The 16,144-nt window shown below is 34.3% G+C and carries 16 protein-coding genes; 11 read left to right on the top strand and 5 right to left on the bottom strand.

Features of this window, described 5'->3' with window-relative positions; genetic code table 11:
* Positions 1-150: 150 nt before the first annotated feature.
* On the top strand, positions 151-1,110 hold the full coding sequence (locus IC621_RS14140; RefSeq protein WP_191158975.1) for a glycosyltransferase family 2 protein: 960 nt from the start codon (positions 151-153) through the stop codon (positions 1,108-1,110).
* Complete coding sequence (locus IC621_RS14145; RefSeq protein WP_191158976.1) at positions 1,100-1,516, top strand: GtrA family protein; 417 nt, start codon at positions 1,100-1,102, stop codon at positions 1,514-1,516. The genes IC621_RS14140 and IC621_RS14145 overlap by 11 nt, the downstream gene beginning before the upstream one ends.
* 47 nt (positions 1,517-1,563) lie before the next feature.
* Here IC621_RS14145 and IC621_RS14150 read toward each other — a convergent pair whose 3' ends face one another.
* From IC621_RS14150 to galU, 3 genes are all read right to left on the bottom strand, one after another.
* Positions 1,564-2,772, bottom strand: coding sequence for a hypothetical protein (locus IC621_RS14150; RefSeq protein ID WP_191158977.1), 1,209 nt, complete (start codon positions 2,770-2,772; stop codon positions 1,564-1,566).
* Positions 2,773-2,815: 43 nt separating this feature from the next.
* Positions 2,816-5,272, bottom strand: coding sequence for a glycosyltransferase family 2 protein (locus IC621_RS14155; RefSeq protein ID WP_191158978.1), 2,457 nt, complete (start codon positions 5,270-5,272; stop codon positions 2,816-2,818).
* 74 nt (positions 5,273-5,346) lie between these two features.
* A complete protein-coding gene (gene galU, locus IC621_RS14160; protein ID WP_191158979.1) occupies positions 5,347-6,240 on the bottom strand; it encodes a UTP--glucose-1-phosphate uridylyltransferase GalU in 894 nt (297 codons plus the stop codon).
* Between the two features lie 365 nt (positions 6,241-6,605).
* Here galU and IC621_RS14165 point away from each other — a divergent pair, with 365 nt between their 5' ends.
* Positions 6,606-7,718 (top strand): acyltransferase family protein, encoded by a 1,113-nt coding sequence (locus IC621_RS14165; RefSeq protein ID WP_191158980.1) that lies wholly within the window; start codon positions 6,606-6,608, stop codon positions 7,716-7,718.
* 165 nt (positions 7,719-7,883) lie between these two features.
* On the opposite strand, the gene IC621_RS14170 is transcribed toward IC621_RS14165, so the two are convergent.
* Both IC621_RS14170 and IC621_RS14175 read right to left on the bottom strand, forming a co-directional pair.
* Positions 7,884-8,909, bottom strand: coding sequence for an LCP family protein (locus IC621_RS14170; protein WP_191158981.1), 1,026 nt, complete (start codon positions 8,907-8,909; stop codon positions 7,884-7,886).
* Positions 8,910-8,934: 25 nt separating this feature from the next.
* Positions 8,935-9,573, bottom strand: coding sequence for a YigZ family protein (locus IC621_RS14175; RefSeq protein ID WP_191158982.1), 639 nt, complete (start codon positions 9,571-9,573; stop codon positions 8,935-8,937).
* A 357-nt stretch (positions 9,574-9,930) separates the two neighbouring features.
* On the opposite strand from IC621_RS14175, the gene IC621_RS14180 reads away from it, so the two are divergent.
* From IC621_RS14180 to IC621_RS14205, 8 genes are all read left to right on the top strand, one after another.
* Positions 9,931-11,079: a sensor histidine kinase gene (locus IC621_RS14180; RefSeq protein ID WP_396653036.1), complete on the top strand. Its 1,149-nt coding sequence runs from the start codon at positions 9,931-9,933 to the stop codon at positions 11,077-11,079.
* A gap of 70 nt (positions 11,080-11,149) precedes the next feature.
* Positions 11,150-11,839 (top strand): response regulator, encoded by a 690-nt coding sequence (locus IC621_RS14185; protein WP_191158984.1) that lies wholly within the window; start codon positions 11,150-11,152, stop codon positions 11,837-11,839.
* A gap of 290 nt (positions 11,840-12,129) precedes the next feature.
* Entirely contained in the window at positions 12,130-12,444 is a 315-nt protein-coding gene (locus tag IC621_RS14190) for a hypothetical protein (RefSeq protein WP_191158985.1), read from the top strand.
* Positions 12,441-13,139 carry a WXG100 family type VII secretion target gene (locus IC621_RS26515; protein WP_224752535.1) on the top strand — a complete coding sequence of 233 codons (699 nt, stop codon included), beginning with the start codon at positions 12,441-12,443 and terminating at the stop codon, positions 13,137-13,139. The genes IC621_RS14190 and IC621_RS26515 overlap by 4 nt, the downstream gene beginning before the upstream one ends.
* On the top strand, positions 13,078-14,058 hold the full coding sequence (locus IC621_RS14195) for a CdiA family toxin C-terminal domain-containing protein (protein ID WP_224752536.1): 981 nt from the start codon (positions 13,078-13,080) through the stop codon (positions 14,056-14,058). Before IC621_RS26515 ends, IC621_RS14195 begins: the two co-directional genes overlap by 62 nt.
* An 18-nt stretch (positions 14,059-14,076) precedes the next feature.
* Positions 14,077-14,289 carry an EndoU domain-containing protein gene (locus IC621_RS26520; RefSeq protein ID WP_318153048.1) on the top strand — a complete coding sequence of 71 codons (213 nt, stop codon included), beginning with the start codon at positions 14,077-14,079 and terminating at the stop codon, positions 14,287-14,289.
* A 12-nt stretch (positions 14,290-14,301) separates the two neighbouring features.
* The gene (gene cdiI / locus IC621_RS14200) at positions 14,302-14,715 is read left to right on the top strand and encodes a ribonuclease toxin immunity protein CdiI (RefSeq protein ID WP_191158986.1); all 414 of its coding nucleotides are present in this window, start codon (positions 14,302-14,304) and stop codon (positions 14,713-14,715) included.
* 183 nt (positions 14,716-14,898) lie between these two features.
* Positions 14,899-15,741 carry a DegV family protein gene (locus IC621_RS14205; RefSeq protein ID WP_191158987.1) on the top strand — a complete coding sequence of 281 codons (843 nt, stop codon included), beginning with the start codon at positions 14,899-14,901 and terminating at the stop codon, positions 15,739-15,741.
* Positions 15,742-16,144 lie beyond the last annotated feature (403 nt).

Raw genomic sequence — 16,144 nt, forward strand, 5'->3', positions numbered from 1 at the left:
CAGAACGATCAAAAACTTAATGAATAAAAAGGGAGCCATTTCCTTTTAGAAACAGCTCCGGTTTTTTTACATCTCCACTTTTTGGGGTCTTGACCAGATAAGCGGTGGTTGTTCTTTGTTCTATATAATATTTTGATAGAGGAGATTCTTATGAAGCTAATTACTATATTAGTCCCTGCCTATAATGAGGAAGAAGTATTACCTCAATTTTATGAAAGAGTTACTTCTGTTATAGATGCTATTGAAGATTATGATTTTGAACTTCTATTTGTTAATGATGGAAGCTCTGATACAACTCTTATGAAGATAAAAAACCTAAGAGAGATAGATTATAGAGTTAGTTATCTAGATTTATCCCGAAATTTTGGTAAAGAAACGGCTATGTTAGCGGGGATGGACTTTGTAGAGGGCGATGCTTTAATTATTATGGATGCTGATTTGCAGGACCCTCCCGAGTTAATACCTGAAATGATAAAATATTGGGAAGAAGGCTATGACGACGTATTTGCAAAACGAAAATCCAGGTCCGGTGAGTCCTGGGTAAAAAAGAAAACCTCAAAAATGTTTTATCGTCTCTTAAAACAATTAACAAGGATACCGATTCAGGAGGATACGGGTGATTTCAGGCTTTTAGACAGAAGATGTATCAATGCCTTAATTTCTATGAGAGAAAGTCAACGTTATACGAAAGGGCTTTTTAGCTGGATTGGTTTTAATAAAAAAGAAATATTATTTGATAGAGATTCAAGGGCAGCAGGTGAAACAAAATGGAATTATTTCAAATTAACAGAATTGGCCATTGAAGGGATCACCTCATTTACTACAGTTCCTCTTAAATTTGCTTCCTGGCTCGGTATGGCTATTTCGATGTGTGCTTTTATTTATATGTTTTTTATCGTGATAAAAACGTTGTTATTTGGAGCAAGTGTTAGCGGGTATCCTTCTATTATGAGTGTCCTCTTATTTATTGGAGGAATCCAACTCCTTTGCCTCGGAATTTTAGGGGAATACTTAGGCAGAATCTTTAATGAGTCTAAAAGGAGACCTCAGTATTTTGTGAATGAATATAATAATAGTAAGATGCAGGTAGAGGTACTGAATGAAAAATAATAAAGAAAAAGTGTCCTATCTTGTATTTGGAGTGTTAACGACAATTGTAAATATCGTTTGCTATTTCTTATTAGCAGACATTTTACATGTATCTTATACACTGTCAACCTTCTATGCCTGGACGATTTCTGTCATTTTTGCGTTTATTACAAACAAAATATACGTATTTAATTCTAGGAAAGCTGGGATGAAAGAGGTTTTTTTAGAATTATTCTGGTTTATTTTTTATCGGATCGTATCCTTAATTATTGATTTGCTCTTGATGATTTTCTTAGTTGAATTGCTTTCGACAAACGACCTATTTGCAAAAGCGGTTAGTAATATTGTGGTAATAGTGTTTAACTATTTAGTAAGCAAAATGATCATTTTCAAAAGCAAAGAGCATATAAAACATACTCAAGAATAATAAAAGGACAAAAAAAGAGGGTTATTTTAACCCTCTTTTTTTGTATATTAGCTTAATCGCCGTTTAACTTTTCTTATAAACTTAACCATATTTTTTAAAGTGCCTGGTGTCTGTTGGAGCTGTTGTTTATCTTGTACATGCAGCTCTATATTATTTTTCTTATTTGAAAAAATACTTACATATAAACCTGTTTCATCACATTTTAATTTATCAAGGACGGCATGTTGATCTTTCGTATATTTTATATCTTGCCTCTTGTTATTATAGGTGAATACGATATAACTTTTACCTTGATTAGTTAATAATGATGGATTTATTTCAAATCTTAAAAGCGGTTGGTTTAAATATGTGATGTTGTTGATTACTACGTTTTTTTCAATAATATCCTTGTAGTTTAGAACTGAATCACCAAACTGTATGCTTGGAATATTATTAGAAGAATGTAATAAGCTGTTTATGAGATTGTCATCTATTTTTAAAGATATATTTATATTTTGCTCATCTTCAACAAACAACAATTCTGGCTCTGTCACTTCTCTAATAATAGGGTTTAATTCGCTTCTTCGTTTTTGCGTATCGATTTGGATTTGTTGATTAACAATATCAAAGCAATACTTTTCATATTTGACCCCATTTTTTTTGGTCAATTCTAAGAAGCAAGTTAAGCTGGATTCTGTTTCATTAAGAGATATACTTTTTTCAAAACCTGCATACTGATAATAATAAATCCCGTTTCCTTGATCTAATGTTTCTTCCGTTTCAATATTTTCAAGTTCATACTCTCTTTTTTTGCCTTCACTAACTAATATAAGCTTTTTTTTAATATCCTCCTTTTTTTCCATGTTAATGAAGGGGATAAAAGCAAAGCCTTTCATCATTAAGCTGTTTTCTTTTATTTCTAATTGTTGAAAGTCAAATTCAATATTTAGTTCTTCTGATACATCAAGTAATTCTAAGGGTACATCATCAGAGATATAATGATAATCAGATATAATTTTATCATCTCGTTCTTCAGCAGTGAAAATAGGAAATTCAAGATAATATCTTAAATAATTATAGAGACTATTTACATCGCCTTTTTTTGAAAAATATTTGATGACTTTATTAAAATGATTGTTTTCAACAAGATTTGATGTAAGTGTGATCAATCTTTGAAAAACATATTCTCGCTTATTTTGATCAGCTTTGTATATTAATTCATTTAAGCTCATTTCAAATTCTGATTTTAAAAGGCCCTCAAACTCTAGAAAAATCAATTTTCATTTCCTCCATTAACTATTTAGCAGCGCAGTTTGCCAACTAAAAATTTTTGATACCTATTTCTGTACTGAAAAACATATCGGTATTTAAAGACTTGGTTGAGTTGTTTTCATTGCAAACAATATCGACAATTTCTCTTTCATCATTCACTAAATAAAAATTTTCACTTTCTACTAAATCGATAAAATGTTCTACTCCCAATAAGTTTAATAAAATAACTTTATTATGAAAAGCAGCCGCTTCAAATATTGCGGTAGAAAACACACCAATTGTATATGTTGATTCTGCAAAGTAATGAAATAAATCTATAGAATTATCAGCATATTTGAAATTAGGGAGGCCGTTATATTTATCCTTGTAACGTTCCTCATTTTCTTTTGGATGTAACTTTACAACAATTTCGTAATTCGGTAATTTCTCTGCAAGTTTATATGCCGTATGGTTAATATCATCACCATGTACACCCTGAGAAATCACTAAAATTTGCTGTTTCTTTTTTACATCTTTATATTCTTCTATTTTTTCTTGCATAAATTTGTTTCCAAATATCAGCTTGTTCTCTTCTTTAATTGGTAAATAGCCATTATTTTTCCAATATTCTCCCCACACATAGATCTTGTCAGGGTAATAAGGGATCTTGCTGTTTACATTGTCATAACAAAATCCTAGATGGTATTTAGAATAGGCTGCATATTGCACATCTATTACCTCAATGTTCAATTTGTGAGCGGCAGCAATTATGGCTGTATGCCACCATCCACCAACCAAATATACCTTTTTAACCCCTCGCTTTTTAAATAGCTTTACAAAATATAAATACCTCAACTTGAAATCATTAATTACCTTTTTAATAAGGTCTCTTATCTCAAGAATGACTCCCGTTTGTTCATAAAAGGCTTCTTCTATCTGAAGGAGTAATTGGCTTTCGTCTTGATTAAAAGAAAAATTAGATTTGGTCTTCTTTTCTAAAAACAAGAACAGCGATTCTAGATATTTTCTGTTTTCGGATGAATCAATATAATGTTCTCCGTTATGAGGAAGTTCTAATACTTGATAATCGATGTTCTTATCATCTAATTGCTCCAAAAGATGATAAGATTTATAATCAATGTATTTTCCTTTATACTTTTGTCTTCTTGAATGATCAAGAATGATGCTATTTAAAGAGTATTCCCCATAAAAAGGTGAATTTTCCGTTGTATGGTACCTTTCGATTTGTTCAAGAATGGATGATTTTCCAAACGTATTTTCACTGCCCATCAGCTTTTGCATTTTAAGTTGAACAAGTATATTTTCAAAAACAGTAAATCTTACTAATCTCCAGAAGTAAACATTTGAGATTTTGTGCTCAAAGAGATGAAGGTTATTTTCAATCGTATTGAAAATAGTTAATAGCTCAGCAAATGAAAAAGTTCTTTCATTTTCATTAAATACGCTTCTTGATATATATTTTGGATTGGCCTTTTTTAGCCTTTTAAAGTAATAAATCAAATCAATTAAGTTTTCTTCTTTTGAGGTAGAAATTTTCTTTAAGATTGTTTGCCAAAATAAAGGGAGTCTGCCAACAAAGCTTGACGATAATTCTTTCGATAATAGCAGCCACCTCTTAATGTCTTCTTCGTAATCAGGAAGTTCGTCATTGGAAATTAATTCCACGCAGTTTACAAAAATGACATTTCTCCACATGTTAAAAAGCCTGAGCTCTGAATACATTTTGTATTTATCAAAGTCTCCAATAAGAAGTTGAGTTCTAACATCCATTATACTTTTTAGATAGTCATCATTTTTTTGTTTAGAAAAAGTTCTTGTAATGGAAGAAAAATTATCCCTTCTATAAAGATAGACAACATCCTTAATGAATTTGATTTTCTTTGCATTAAAAAAAGTAGTCATGGTAAAGAAGGCATCTTCATAGTAATGCCCCTCAACAGCTTTATATTGATTCTTTTTTATCCATTCAGTTTTATAAAGCTTTGCCCATGCAGGAGTTAAGTCAAAAATTAGTAATAATTCTTTCAGTTGCAATTCTGTAATATTAATGATTGATTGATTGGCAAATAACTTCAATTGCTTATATATAGGTGAACTTGTCAATTTTTCTCCAAACCAATTTCGATGGGTTCCAATTAATAATTCAAGGTCAGGATCCTCTTTTAAAGGGTTGGTGAATTTTTCAATGGCATCTAAAGGGAATTTATCATCACTATCAATAAAGAGTACATAATCTCCTGTTGAATGTTCTACACCAATATTCCGGTTTTTCCCTAAACCCATATTTTCCTCATTTTTTATAAGAGTAACATGTTCGGGAAACATTTTTTGGTAGTTTGCCGCTATTTCATATGAATTGTCAGTAGATTGATCCTCTATTAAGATGACTTCAAGATTTTCAATACCATAAGTTTGGTTTATTACAGAGTCTAAACACTCTTCAAGATAAAGTTCAACATTATATATTGGGATAACAACACTTATTTTAAGCTTGTTTGACTGCATATTACAAACTCCTTCTTTTGTTAGCATGATCATGCATGTAAAGGACTTATTATTTCTTTATTCGATCATTTGTATCAATTATAAATATTTTCTTTTTTGAGCATTTCTTGTAAAAATAATACTAGCTCTTGTTTTAATTCTCCTCTTTCAAGTCCCATTTCTATAGTAGTTTTAATAAATCCTAACTTTTCACCTACATCAAACCGTTTTCCTTCGAAGTTAAAGGCAATAACCTCTTGCAGGCTGTTAAGTTTTTGCAGGGCATCTGTCAGCTGAATTTCATCGCCCGTCCCTTTTTCTTGCTCACCAAGTAAAGTGAATATTTCGGGAGTTAGAACATATCGACCCATAATAGCTAAGTTTGAAGGAGACGTTCCGGTTTTTGGTTTTTCTACTAGATAATCTACGTAATATCGATTTCCTTCATTACTTCTAGGAGCAACAATACCATAGCGGTGTGTCTCGTCCTCCGGTACAGTTTGTACACCAATGATGGATTTCCCGGTACTTTCAAATTGTTCGATTAATTGTTGTAAACAAGGCTTTTCCGCTTGTACAATATCATCACCTAGTAAAACGGCAAAAGGATCATTACCAATAAATTTGCGTGCACACCATACAGCGTGTCCAAGGCCGAGAGGTTCCTTTTGACGAATATAATGGATATCTACCTTTGCAGGTTGGTTTATTTTTTCAAGAAGTTCAAATTTTTCTTTCTTTAAAAGATTGTCCTCGAGCTCGAAATTATTATCGAAATGGTCCTCAATAGCCCTTTTTCCCTTTCCAGTAACGATAATAATATCCTCAATCCCTGATTCAATTGCTTCTTCGACAATATATTGAATAGTAGGCTTGTCCACTATAGGAAGCATTTCCTTTGGCATTGCTTTTGTTGCTGGCAAAAATCTAGTTCCTAATCCAGCGGCAGGAATAATGGCTTTTTTTACGGACTTTTTTATGTTTGTCATTATCATTTTCCTCCTTAACTTTCTATTAATAAATATCGAAAAACGAAAGATTTTTTTAAATGTTGAAATAACTATTAATTTTCAAATGGATAACCAAATAAGCTTTTACACAGGCTTTCATTATTTTATCATTTTATCTAATTAATTATAAAGAGGAAAGTTATTCATCAAAAATTGTAAGTTTATTAGCGATGGAAAAGAATTAAAATCCTATTTTAAATTTGATGGAAATTTGGGGGTAAAAGTAAAAGGGTGAAAAAAATGTTATTTTATAATATTATTTCCATTTAAAAAAAGGTTGGCTTGCTACCTTTTTAATGGTAGTATGACCATGAGTGTGAGGTGCAAATGAGAGGTGCAAATAGATGAAGAAAAAGAATGTTGTAAATGAGATTTTTTTTATAAGAGCGTTTGCATGTCTTGCTGTTGTGCTTTTACATGCAATTGGAGCTTCAATGAACGTTTTTGGCATTCCGCAAAACGAACATTCAGTTATCAATAATTCAAGACTGCTGTTATTGTTTGCTACACCCTTATTTATCATTATATCGGAATTTTTATTATCCTATTCTTATTCGGAAAAATTGCCTAAGACCTTTTTTCCTAAAAGGATTAAGTATATTTTAGTACCATTTATTTTTATGGCATTATTATATTCTATTGTAACGAACTACCCTAATCTAAATTTTGAATCTGTTCTGGACATTTTTCTTCACAATTTGCAAGGGAATTATCATGGTTATTTTATATTAATTATATTTCAATTCTACATTTTACACGCACTATTTATAAAGGTAGAGAACAAAGTCTCGCCAATAGTAATTCTGATTGTTACCTTTATCATTAATGTTGGTTATTTATCCTACTTTAATCTTACTTCACCGCCAAATACGTTAACGAATGGAGATGTTATTTGGAAGAGATGGTATTGGTATCCATTTTTAGCTTGGATCTTTTATTTTGCGATCGCTTATTATTGCGGCAAACACTTTGAGAGGTTTAAGGAACTAGTAAATAAACATATCGGTAAAATTGTTGTTTTGAGTCTTTTTTCATGTGCAGCAATATTATATCTTTATTATGTAGAGATTATTCCTGTGATGTCTTCTAAAAGGGTAGATGTATTTCTTTTTACCATCATGATTTGGTTCATTTTATTTTATATCGCTTCAAAGATGAACAGGCTGCCAACTATTGTAAATTGGATAAGCAGGTTAAGCTTCGGAATCTATTTATTACATCCATTTTTCCAAATCGTGTTGATTGAGAATGTAAGTAAAACAGCATTTCCTAATTTTTATGTTTACTTGGTTTTTCTGTTTACCGGATCAATGATTTTATCAGGGGTCACAACTTACTTACTTTCTTTGACACATATAGGTAAGTATTTAATAGGATCAGTTGGTAATATCTATAAAAAAAGACAAAAAAGGAAGTATTCTAACCAAGATAATAAAGAACAAGTACTTTCCCGATAAAAAAAGCCTGGAATTTAAAGTGAAAGCTAACTTTGAATTCCAGGCCTTTCTTTATTTTTAAAATAAACTTTCAATAAGATTTCTATAAAACAGCAACACAGGCAAGAGAAAGTCCCCTTGCCTTGTGCTTGTCTTAAATTTAAAGCCGAATCACCTTCATCTTTTTTACTCTGTATCGTAATCTTCAGTTTGATTTGAATCTGCTAATGAAGATGTATGTTCAAGGTGATTGTTGAGCTCTGTCTTTAATTCCTTCAGTTTTTCTTCATCCGGAGAGAAGTAATATACGCCTCCAACATACTCATCTTGACCTTCAATCGTCAATTGATCAATTGACGATGAATTAAAGCCGCCATAACGTTGTTGAATGGCAAGAGCTTCAGATATTCGTAAATTTGTTTCTACATTTTTTCCAACATGCTCTGCGACTTCATCTAGCTTTAGCAAGTTGTTGGGAGACATTATTTTATCAATAGAGGCTTCTATAATTTGTTTTTGTCTATCATTCCGGCCAAAATCACCTCTAGGGTCGCGCTTTCTCATACGGGCATAAGCCAGTGCTTCCTCCCCATTCAGTTTCATTTTGCCTTCTTCGAAATATATTCTTTGATTATTCTCATCACTTTTTTCCCAAAAATTAAAAGGAACATCAACTGTGACTCCGCCAATTTCATCTACAACTTCTTTAAAACCATTAAAGTTAACAGTTGCATAATAATCAATAGGTATTTCCAGCAGGTTTTCTACAGCATTAATAGTTGCCTCTTTTTTACCATAAACATAAGCATGATTTATCTTGTCTTCTTTATCAGCTTCCTCAATATAAACCCTTGTATCACGAGGAATACTAATTAATTTCATATCTTTTGTATCTGGATTTACTGTAGCAACGATTAATGAGTCAGTTCTTCCATTCTCTCCGCCGCTGGAATAATCTTCAACTCCCATAAGAAGAATAGATATTGGGTCTTTTCCAGCAGTAACGGCGGCTTCTCTAAGCTTAGACTTTTCACCGCGTTCTAATTCGGTATACGATTCATTTGCTGCTTGAATCGTTTTGTATACTAAATAGCTTGCATATCCTCCTACAATAAAGAAAAGGATAACAGTGATAAGTAAAAGTCTTCTTAAAACAGGTCTTTTCTTTTTTCTTCTTCTCTTTTTTTCAACTTTGAGTTCTTGTCTATTCATAAAAGCTTCTCCTCTTAAACATAAATTAAAAAACAGCATCTTCTTCTAAATATCTCACATTACCCTCAAAAATTTCACCTTTCCCATTGGTTAATTCTGTCATCCATTCGATGAAGTGTTCTTTCTGGCCTTCTTCCACATATGTCTCTATCTCTACATCGTCTATATAGTGTATTTCTTTTAATCGATAAGAAGACAATCTTAGCTCATTTTCTACTTTTCCCAGCCAGGTATAATCGATTTTTGTGTGCATGATTCGGGAAAGCTTTCGCTGGACAATACCAATTTCATTTAAACCCTCTGATACAGATTTTCCATATGCCCGGATAAGACCGCCGGCACCTAGCTTTACTCCGCCGAAGTAGCGTGTAACGACAGCGACAGTGTCTTTAAGCTGACGTTTTTTTAATACCTCAAGCATTGGCACTCCGGCTGTACCGCTTGGTTCGCCGTCGTCATTGGCTTTTTGGATTTGGTCTTGTTCACCGATGAGATAAGCTGAGCAATTATGATTGGCGTTCCAGTGTTTCTTTTTTATTTTATTAATAAAGTCTTGCGCTTCTTCTTCAGTTTTGGCACGATTTAAGTAACAGATAAACCGCGATTTTTGTATGACTATTTCATGCTCTCCGTATTCTTTTACGGTATAATAATAAGGTAGCATGTTTGTACACCTCCTGCTATGTGTTTTGGAGTGTGTTCTTGTATATGAGAATATTGTTTCGCAAACCTTTTACTATTAAAACAAAATGATTACTTCCAGAATAAAGCTTGAAGTGGGAGGTCATATGTGAGACTGGAAGCAATCGAAGTTATATCGATTGCCTATATATGAAGACCACTTATATTTAATAGCAACATTTTTTTTGAAAAAAAGAGCAGCAAGGAATATGTACGTTAAAAGTCCATTATTATTAATTCACATTCTTTTATTATAAAACGACAAATTTCTTACATCAATGAAAAGCTGTATAACGATTTGTTAACAATATGACAATTTGGAGGTAAAATGGTGACTTCCATGAAGTTAGATTCAAAAGTTCTTGATGAAATAATTGATAAAATGATTTCGACAGTAGACGGAAGCAAGGATGATATTTTTCAGATTGGGGAGCAGTCTCGCGGCCAGTATGAAGGGCTTGTTGAGGAATTAAAGCAAATTAAGATACAGGTGAACGAAGTAATAGAACGAGGTGATAATCTTGAAATTCATGCAAGATTTGCCCGGAATCGACTATCTGAAGTAAGCAAAAACTTCCAACTCTTTAGTGAAGAGGAAATTCGGGATGCTTATGAAAAAGCTCATAAACTGCAAGTGGACCTTGCAATGCTTCAGAATCAGGAGAAGCAGCTTCGGGACCGCAGAGATGATTTAGAACGCAGGCTTCTTGGTTTACAGGAAATTATTGAGCGCTCAGAGGCTCTAGTAGGCCAAATAACAGTTGTTTTAAATTATTTAAACCAAGACCTTAAGCAGGTCGGCGGTTTGCTTGAGGATGCTCAAGCGAAGCAGGATTTTGGTTTGCGAATCATTGAAGCTCAGGAAGAGGAGAGAAAAAGGGTCAGCAGGGAAATTCATGATGGGCCGGCTCAAATGCTGGCAAATGTTATGATGAGGTCTGAACTAATTGAGCGGATTTTCCGTGACCGGGGAACAGAGGAGGGGTTTAATGAGATTCGCAATTTAAGACAAAATGTCAGAAATGCGTTATATGAGGTTAGACGAATTATTTATGATCTAAGACCGATGGCACTTGATGACCTTGGTCTCATCCCTACCCTCAGAAAGTATGTCAACACGATTGAAGAATACAATGGCAAAACTAGAATTGAATTTAAAACAATTGGGGAAGAATTAGAAAATAGACTTCCATCCAGATTTGAAGTCGCTTTGTTTCGTTTAGCTCAGGAAGCTGTTACAAATGCTTTAAAGCATGCAGAAGCAAGTGAAATATCAATAAAAGTTGAAATAAATCGTTCTTATGTTATTTTAATGATAAAGGATAATGGGAAAGGTTTTGATATCAAGACTGTGAAAGGCAAAACAGAAAATTCCTTTGGCTTAATCGGGATGAAAGAACGAGTAGAGCTCCTGGAGGGAAAAATCACAATTGATTCAAAGATCGGGCTCGGGACTTTTATTATGATTCAAGTACCGTTAAATGTGTAAAACGAGTCGAAAGGCATATTGACGCACCAGTTGACCTTTAGACTAGAATGGAAATTAGGGAGGCGTATGCATGAGCACTAAAACAAACATCGCAATTATTGATGATCATCAGTTATTTCGTGAAGGTGTAAAACGTATTTTAGATTTCGAACCTAGTTTTGAAGTGGTCACAGAGGGAGACGATGGAGAAGAAGCATTACGAATCGTAGAAGATCATAAACCAGACGTCGTGATCATGGATATCAATATGCCGAATGTAAACGGAGTGGAAGCAACGCGTCAGCTTGTGGAAGCAAATCCGGAAGCAAAGGTTATTATTTTATCAATCCATGATGATGAAAATTATGTTACGCATGCGCTAAAAACGGGTGCGCGGGGATATCTTCTAAAAGAAATGGATGCAGACACACTAATTGAAGCGGTTAAAGTGGTTGCAGCCGGCGGTTCTTATCTTCATCCTAAAGTTACTCACAATCTTGTTAATGAGTTCCGCAAATTAGCTACAAACGGTTCAAATGGGACAAGCCAGGCTATCCAACCTGAGATTCGTCGTCCATTACATATTTTGACCCGTCGTGAGTGTGAAGTTCTTCAGATGCTTGCTGATGGGAAGAGTAACCGTGGAATCGGAGAGGCGTTGTTTATTAGCGAAAAAACGGTCAAAAACCATGTCAGCAATATTTTACAAAAAATGAATGTAAATGACCGTACTCAAGCCGTTGTTGTCGCCATTAAAAATGGCTGGGTAGAGGTTCGATGAAAGGTCTGCTTTGGCAGATCTTTTTTTATTTTTTATAGCTGGTACTGATATACCTAAAAAGGATTAGAAGAAGTTTTTTTTTGGATAATTTATAGATCTTTAATCCTATTTGATGGGTTTTTTTTAGGTGATTTATAACGATCGACATAAAATTAGGTATTTTTCGGAATTTTTTGGAGAGAAAATTTGGTCTGATATCAAGATAAAATAGGAAAAATGAATGATTTCTTTCTTATATTCCTTCTTTTACCATAGTGTGTAGGAATGTTCTAGAAAGGGTGTGACTGCCAGTGCTCGATTCTTTGTCAGACATCGAACGGCAGGCAAAAAAATTGAAAATTCAAATGGAAGTTGAGTCACTTGAAGCCTATTTATTTAATGTCCGAAATGCTTTAAGTGAATTTAGAGAAAGTATAGATCTCTATCAAAGAGGAAATCAGCTATATGCCAGCAGTTGGAAAGGAAGAGCCGCAGATGCTTATCAAAGGCTTGTTTCAGATCTTTCACAGCTGGAAGCGATCGTAACTAGTATTGGATTTGATCTGCAAGGAGAAATCAGCCGGGAAATTGATCGCCTGCTCCAGAAAGCAGAGGACTATCGATGAATGAAATTCAAATTTACCCCGAACAGCTGCAGCAATTGTCAACAGAAATTAATAAAGCAGAACAAAAAGCAAGTGAAGCCGCTCAAACCCTCACATGGCATTACAGCTCCTTGCTAATGAATCTCTCAGGTGGAACGACAGGTGCAATAGAGGATCTGAAAGACGAATTAAAACACGCCATTCATCAATATAAAGACTGTCTTGATACTATTCAAATCCTTATTCACCGGACACGAACTAAAATGGAAGAAGAAGATCAAAGACTCGCAGCACAAATCAATACCCTTAGCAGAAAGCTTACATTTGCACCCTTAGCGGTGACTTCATTGCTTTCTATGAATCCTGTTACAGATCGACTAAAAAATACGTTTAAGGCAGGACAAGCTGCAGCGGTTCACTATTTTGGAGAATCCTTTCAATCCTTTAAAAATGTTCTTTCACACGAAAAAATCATCCAATCTTTCCAAACAGCTTATTTGGAAATCGTCAATGGACCGCTTGGGAAAACAAGGGCATATCTGCGGGAAATGGGGAGGAAGATTGGGGAATTTAAACTTACTTTTTCTTCAATCAATACGATTGACGGCGGGTCTGCTTCTACTGAGTGGACATCGGAACAATCAAGGGTTAATTATGGTAAAGAGGAAGAAAAACAATCCGAAGAAGAAAACCCAATTACAAAAGTCATTAAATAGCTTTGGCGAAATCGGAGCAGATTTTTTGAACGGACTTGAATCAAGAAACGAAAAAAAGCTTGACTCTTTTTATGATTTTGGAAATTATTTAACGATCGGAGCATTTGATGGAATTAAAGGCTTTGGTGAAGGTCTAAACGAAAGAGCAGACAAAGCAACTGACTCTGTCTATGACTTTGGGAACTATTTAACAATCGGAGCCCTTGATATTAGCAATAATACCTTCAATCCAGATGAACCCTTTTCAAAAGAACATTGGACCAGCAGTTTATCCTTAGCTGCCCTGTTTGCCGGCGGAGTAAAGCCGATTGGTGCACAAAACTCACCGATTAAGCAGGTCGGAAAAGAAAAAGGGTCTAAGCCTGAAGCAAACAGCAAAGAAAAGCCCGACCCAAAAGTCAAAATCCATAAGTGGCCAGCCGTTACCTTAGTAGAAAGGTGGAGAAGGCTGCTTAATACCACAATTTACAACCTAAACTTAAATCAGCTGAATTTTGTGTTTGCTGATGGATTAGGCGGACCTGGTAGAGGCGATTCATTTGATGGTGATACTGGGAAGGATCATAATATTTATCGGGCTGATCTTGATAGAGATAAGAAAAAGACCGGAGGCAATTCGGAGGATGGGCGGATTGAGGGTACGGGTGACCTTAAGTACAAAGAAGGTTACTATATTGAACACTTAACTGGAGAAGTTAAAAAATGTACTAAACGTCATGGGGTAAGTGGTGGACATAACTATGATGAGTTCAAAGAGTACTTTCATAACAATAGACAATATAAATTAGAGGAAGTCAAGAAAATTGAGCATCCAGATATTAAAGGGGTATATGACATCGAGTATAGATTAAAAGTCGAAATAAAAGATTATCAAGGACAAGGGACAGGTGAGTTTAAATTTGTACCAAAGGAAGGGTAAGATCCCTTACTTAAAACTATATATGATCCTAATGTGATTTCTAATGAAAATATTATAATACTGGGTAAAGAAGCTATGGAAAATGGTCTTTTGAAAAACCAAGTAGATGAATTAGGATACCAAGATAAAATATGGGGAACATCAAGTAATGGACTAAAGTTTGAAGGATTTAGAAACAAAGAAACAGGCGAGATTAGTAACTTCTATCCAGTCATTGAGTTTAGTAAATAAAGGAGAAACATAATGAACGAAAACTTCAAATCAGAACGAAGATTGTTTAGAGATACTTACTTAAATAAAGATTTAAAAAAACAAAATGTAATCAATGTCTTACTAGAATTAACTATAGATTATAATTTCATAGAAACTTTACAAAGATTTTTAGATGAAAATGTTGTAAGAAGAGATACATTAGGCGTTGTATATTCTGATGAATTTGACACCTCCGAGGAGGAATATTTTGGAGAGGATAAAGTACTATTCTATTACTACTATGGGTTAGATGAAATAAAAGAGGACATTGTCACTCATGAGGAACTTTGTGACTACTTAGAAGTGGCTTGTGACTTCTATATTAAGAAACACCCTGATAAGAAAATTGAAGCCAAAAATCTATTAGAACAAATAAAAGAGAAGTATCAGATTAAAGAGAATTAAAGTTTCTCTACCTTGATTGGGTTTATGCCTTTTAAGGTTCTTTATTTATAGGCTCAAATGAATCCATCTGGACTATCATATAGCCATTTCACAGATAACTAATGAAATTTCCTTCTTTTTCTTATAAAATAGTGATTAAACTATTTGGAAAAAAATTAATGATAAGGAAGGGATTCTAGTTACATGAAAACAGCAATCTTAACGGATAGTACGGCGTATATACCGAAAGAGGTTCGGGAGAGGCTGAATATCCATATGATTCCTCTTAGTGTCATTTTCGGCGGGGAGTCCTATCAAGAGGAGATTGAGATTTCAGCGAATCAATATTACGACGAGATTCGGAGTAGAGAAGACTTGCCGACGACATCTCAACCATCTGTTGGTTTGTTTGTTGAAATATTTGAAAAGCTAGCAAAAGAATACGAGGCAGTGATTTGCATCCATTTATCAAGCGGGATTAGCGGTACATATAATGGGGCAGTTACTGCAGGTCAAATGGCAGAAGGCATAAATGTATATCCTTTTGACAGTGAAATAAGCTGTATGGCTCAAGGTTTTTTTGCAATTGAAGCAGCAGAAATGTCTGAAGAAGGAAAATCACCTGAAGAAATCATGGAACGATTAAAGGAAATGAAAAAATCGACCAGGGCCTATTTTATGGTAGACGATTTGTCTCATCTGCAAAGAGGCGGCCGGTTAAGCGGTGCTCAAGCTTTTATTGGCGGTTTGCTGCAGGTGAAACCGCTACTGCATTTTGTTGACAAGCTTATTGTTCCTTATGAAAAAATCCGCACTCGTAAAAAAGCATTGAACCGAATATTTGAACTATTTAACGAGGATGCAAGCCTCAAGGTTCCAATGAAGGCTGTTGTTATTCATGCGAATCGTGAAGATGAAGCCATCCAAATCAAGAAAGAGTTTGAAGCAAAATATCCTCATGTCGAGTTTTCGATCAGCTACTTTGGTCCTGTAATTGGAACTCATCTAGGTGAAGGCTCAATGGGGCTTGCTTGGTATAAAAAATAGTGAATAGAAGCTGCTTTTAGGAGCAGTTTTTTAAGTGGATGCTTCAAAATTAGTACTAAAGCATTGGCCGAATAAACAGAGGAATTGGTTGAATTGAGGCGGGAAAATGTCAGCTAAATGGAAAAATTGGTCGAATTCCCAAAAGAAATGGCCGAATAAATAAATTGACATAGGAATGACTCTGATAATCCGCGGGCTGACCGAATATGGACTTTTCTGTGCTTTCTGTCATATACTCGTCATCGATAAGCAGAACCATTCAAAGAGGAGAACTCCCACGATCAAAGATTTCGCCATGTTCCTGCCCCATCCCATCTATTAGGTTCATTCGTGTATTTGGAAAATTTCGAATACATAGGATAAAAGACCTTTTGCTAGCTTCCTGTATAGACAATCGATAAAT

The organism is Metabacillus arenae, from assembly GCF_014773385.1.
In the GTDB taxonomy this organism is placed as follows: domain Bacteria; phylum Bacillota; class Bacilli; order Bacillales; family Bacillaceae; genus Metabacillus_D; species Metabacillus_D arenae.

Excerpts from the sequence above, each read along its gene's own strand:
- IC621_RS14140 (WP_191158975.1), top strand. The coding sequence starts at position 151 with ATGAAGCTAATTACTATATTAGTCCCTGCCTATAATGAGGAAGAAGTA.
- IC621_RS14145 (WP_191158976.1), top strand. The coding sequence starts at position 1,100 with ATGAAAAATAATAAAGAAAAAGTGTCCTATCTTGTATTTGGAGTGTTA.
- IC621_RS14155 (WP_191158978.1), bottom strand. The coding sequence starts at position 5,272 with ATGCAGTCAAACAAGCTTAAAATAAGTGTTGTTATCCCAATATATAAT.
- galU (WP_191158979.1), bottom strand. The coding sequence starts at position 6,240 with ATGACAAACATAAAAAAGTCCGTAAAAAAAGCCATTATTCCTGCCGCT.
- IC621_RS14165 (WP_191158980.1), top strand. The coding sequence starts at position 6,606 with ATGAAGAAAAAGAATGTTGTAAATGAGATTTTTTTTATAAGAGCGTTT.
- IC621_RS14170 (WP_191158981.1), bottom strand. The coding sequence starts at position 8,909 with ATGAATAGACAAGAACTCAAAGTTGAAAAAAAGAGAAGAAGAAAAAAG.
- IC621_RS14175 (WP_191158982.1), bottom strand. The coding sequence starts at position 9,573 with ATGCTACCTTATTATTATACCGTAAAAGAATACGGAGAGCATGAAATA.
- IC621_RS14180 (WP_396653036.1), top strand. The coding sequence starts at position 9,931 with ATGAAGTTAGATTCAAAAGTTCTTGATGAAATAATTGATAAAATGATT.
- IC621_RS14185 (WP_191158984.1), top strand. The coding sequence starts at position 11,150 with ATGAGCACTAAAACAAACATCGCAATTATTGATGATCATCAGTTATTT.
- IC621_RS26515 (WP_224752535.1), top strand. The coding sequence starts at position 12,441 with ATGAATGAAATTCAAATTTACCCCGAACAGCTGCAGCAATTGTCAACA.
- IC621_RS14195 (WP_224752536.1), top strand. The coding sequence starts at position 13,078 with ATGGTAAAGAGGAAGAAAAACAATCCGAAGAAGAAAACCCAATTACAA.
- cdiI (WP_191158986.1), top strand. The coding sequence starts at position 14,302 with ATGAACGAAAACTTCAAATCAGAACGAAGATTGTTTAGAGATACTTAC.
- IC621_RS14205 (WP_191158987.1), top strand. The coding sequence starts at position 14,899 with ATGAAAACAGCAATCTTAACGGATAGTACGGCGTATATACCGAAAGAG.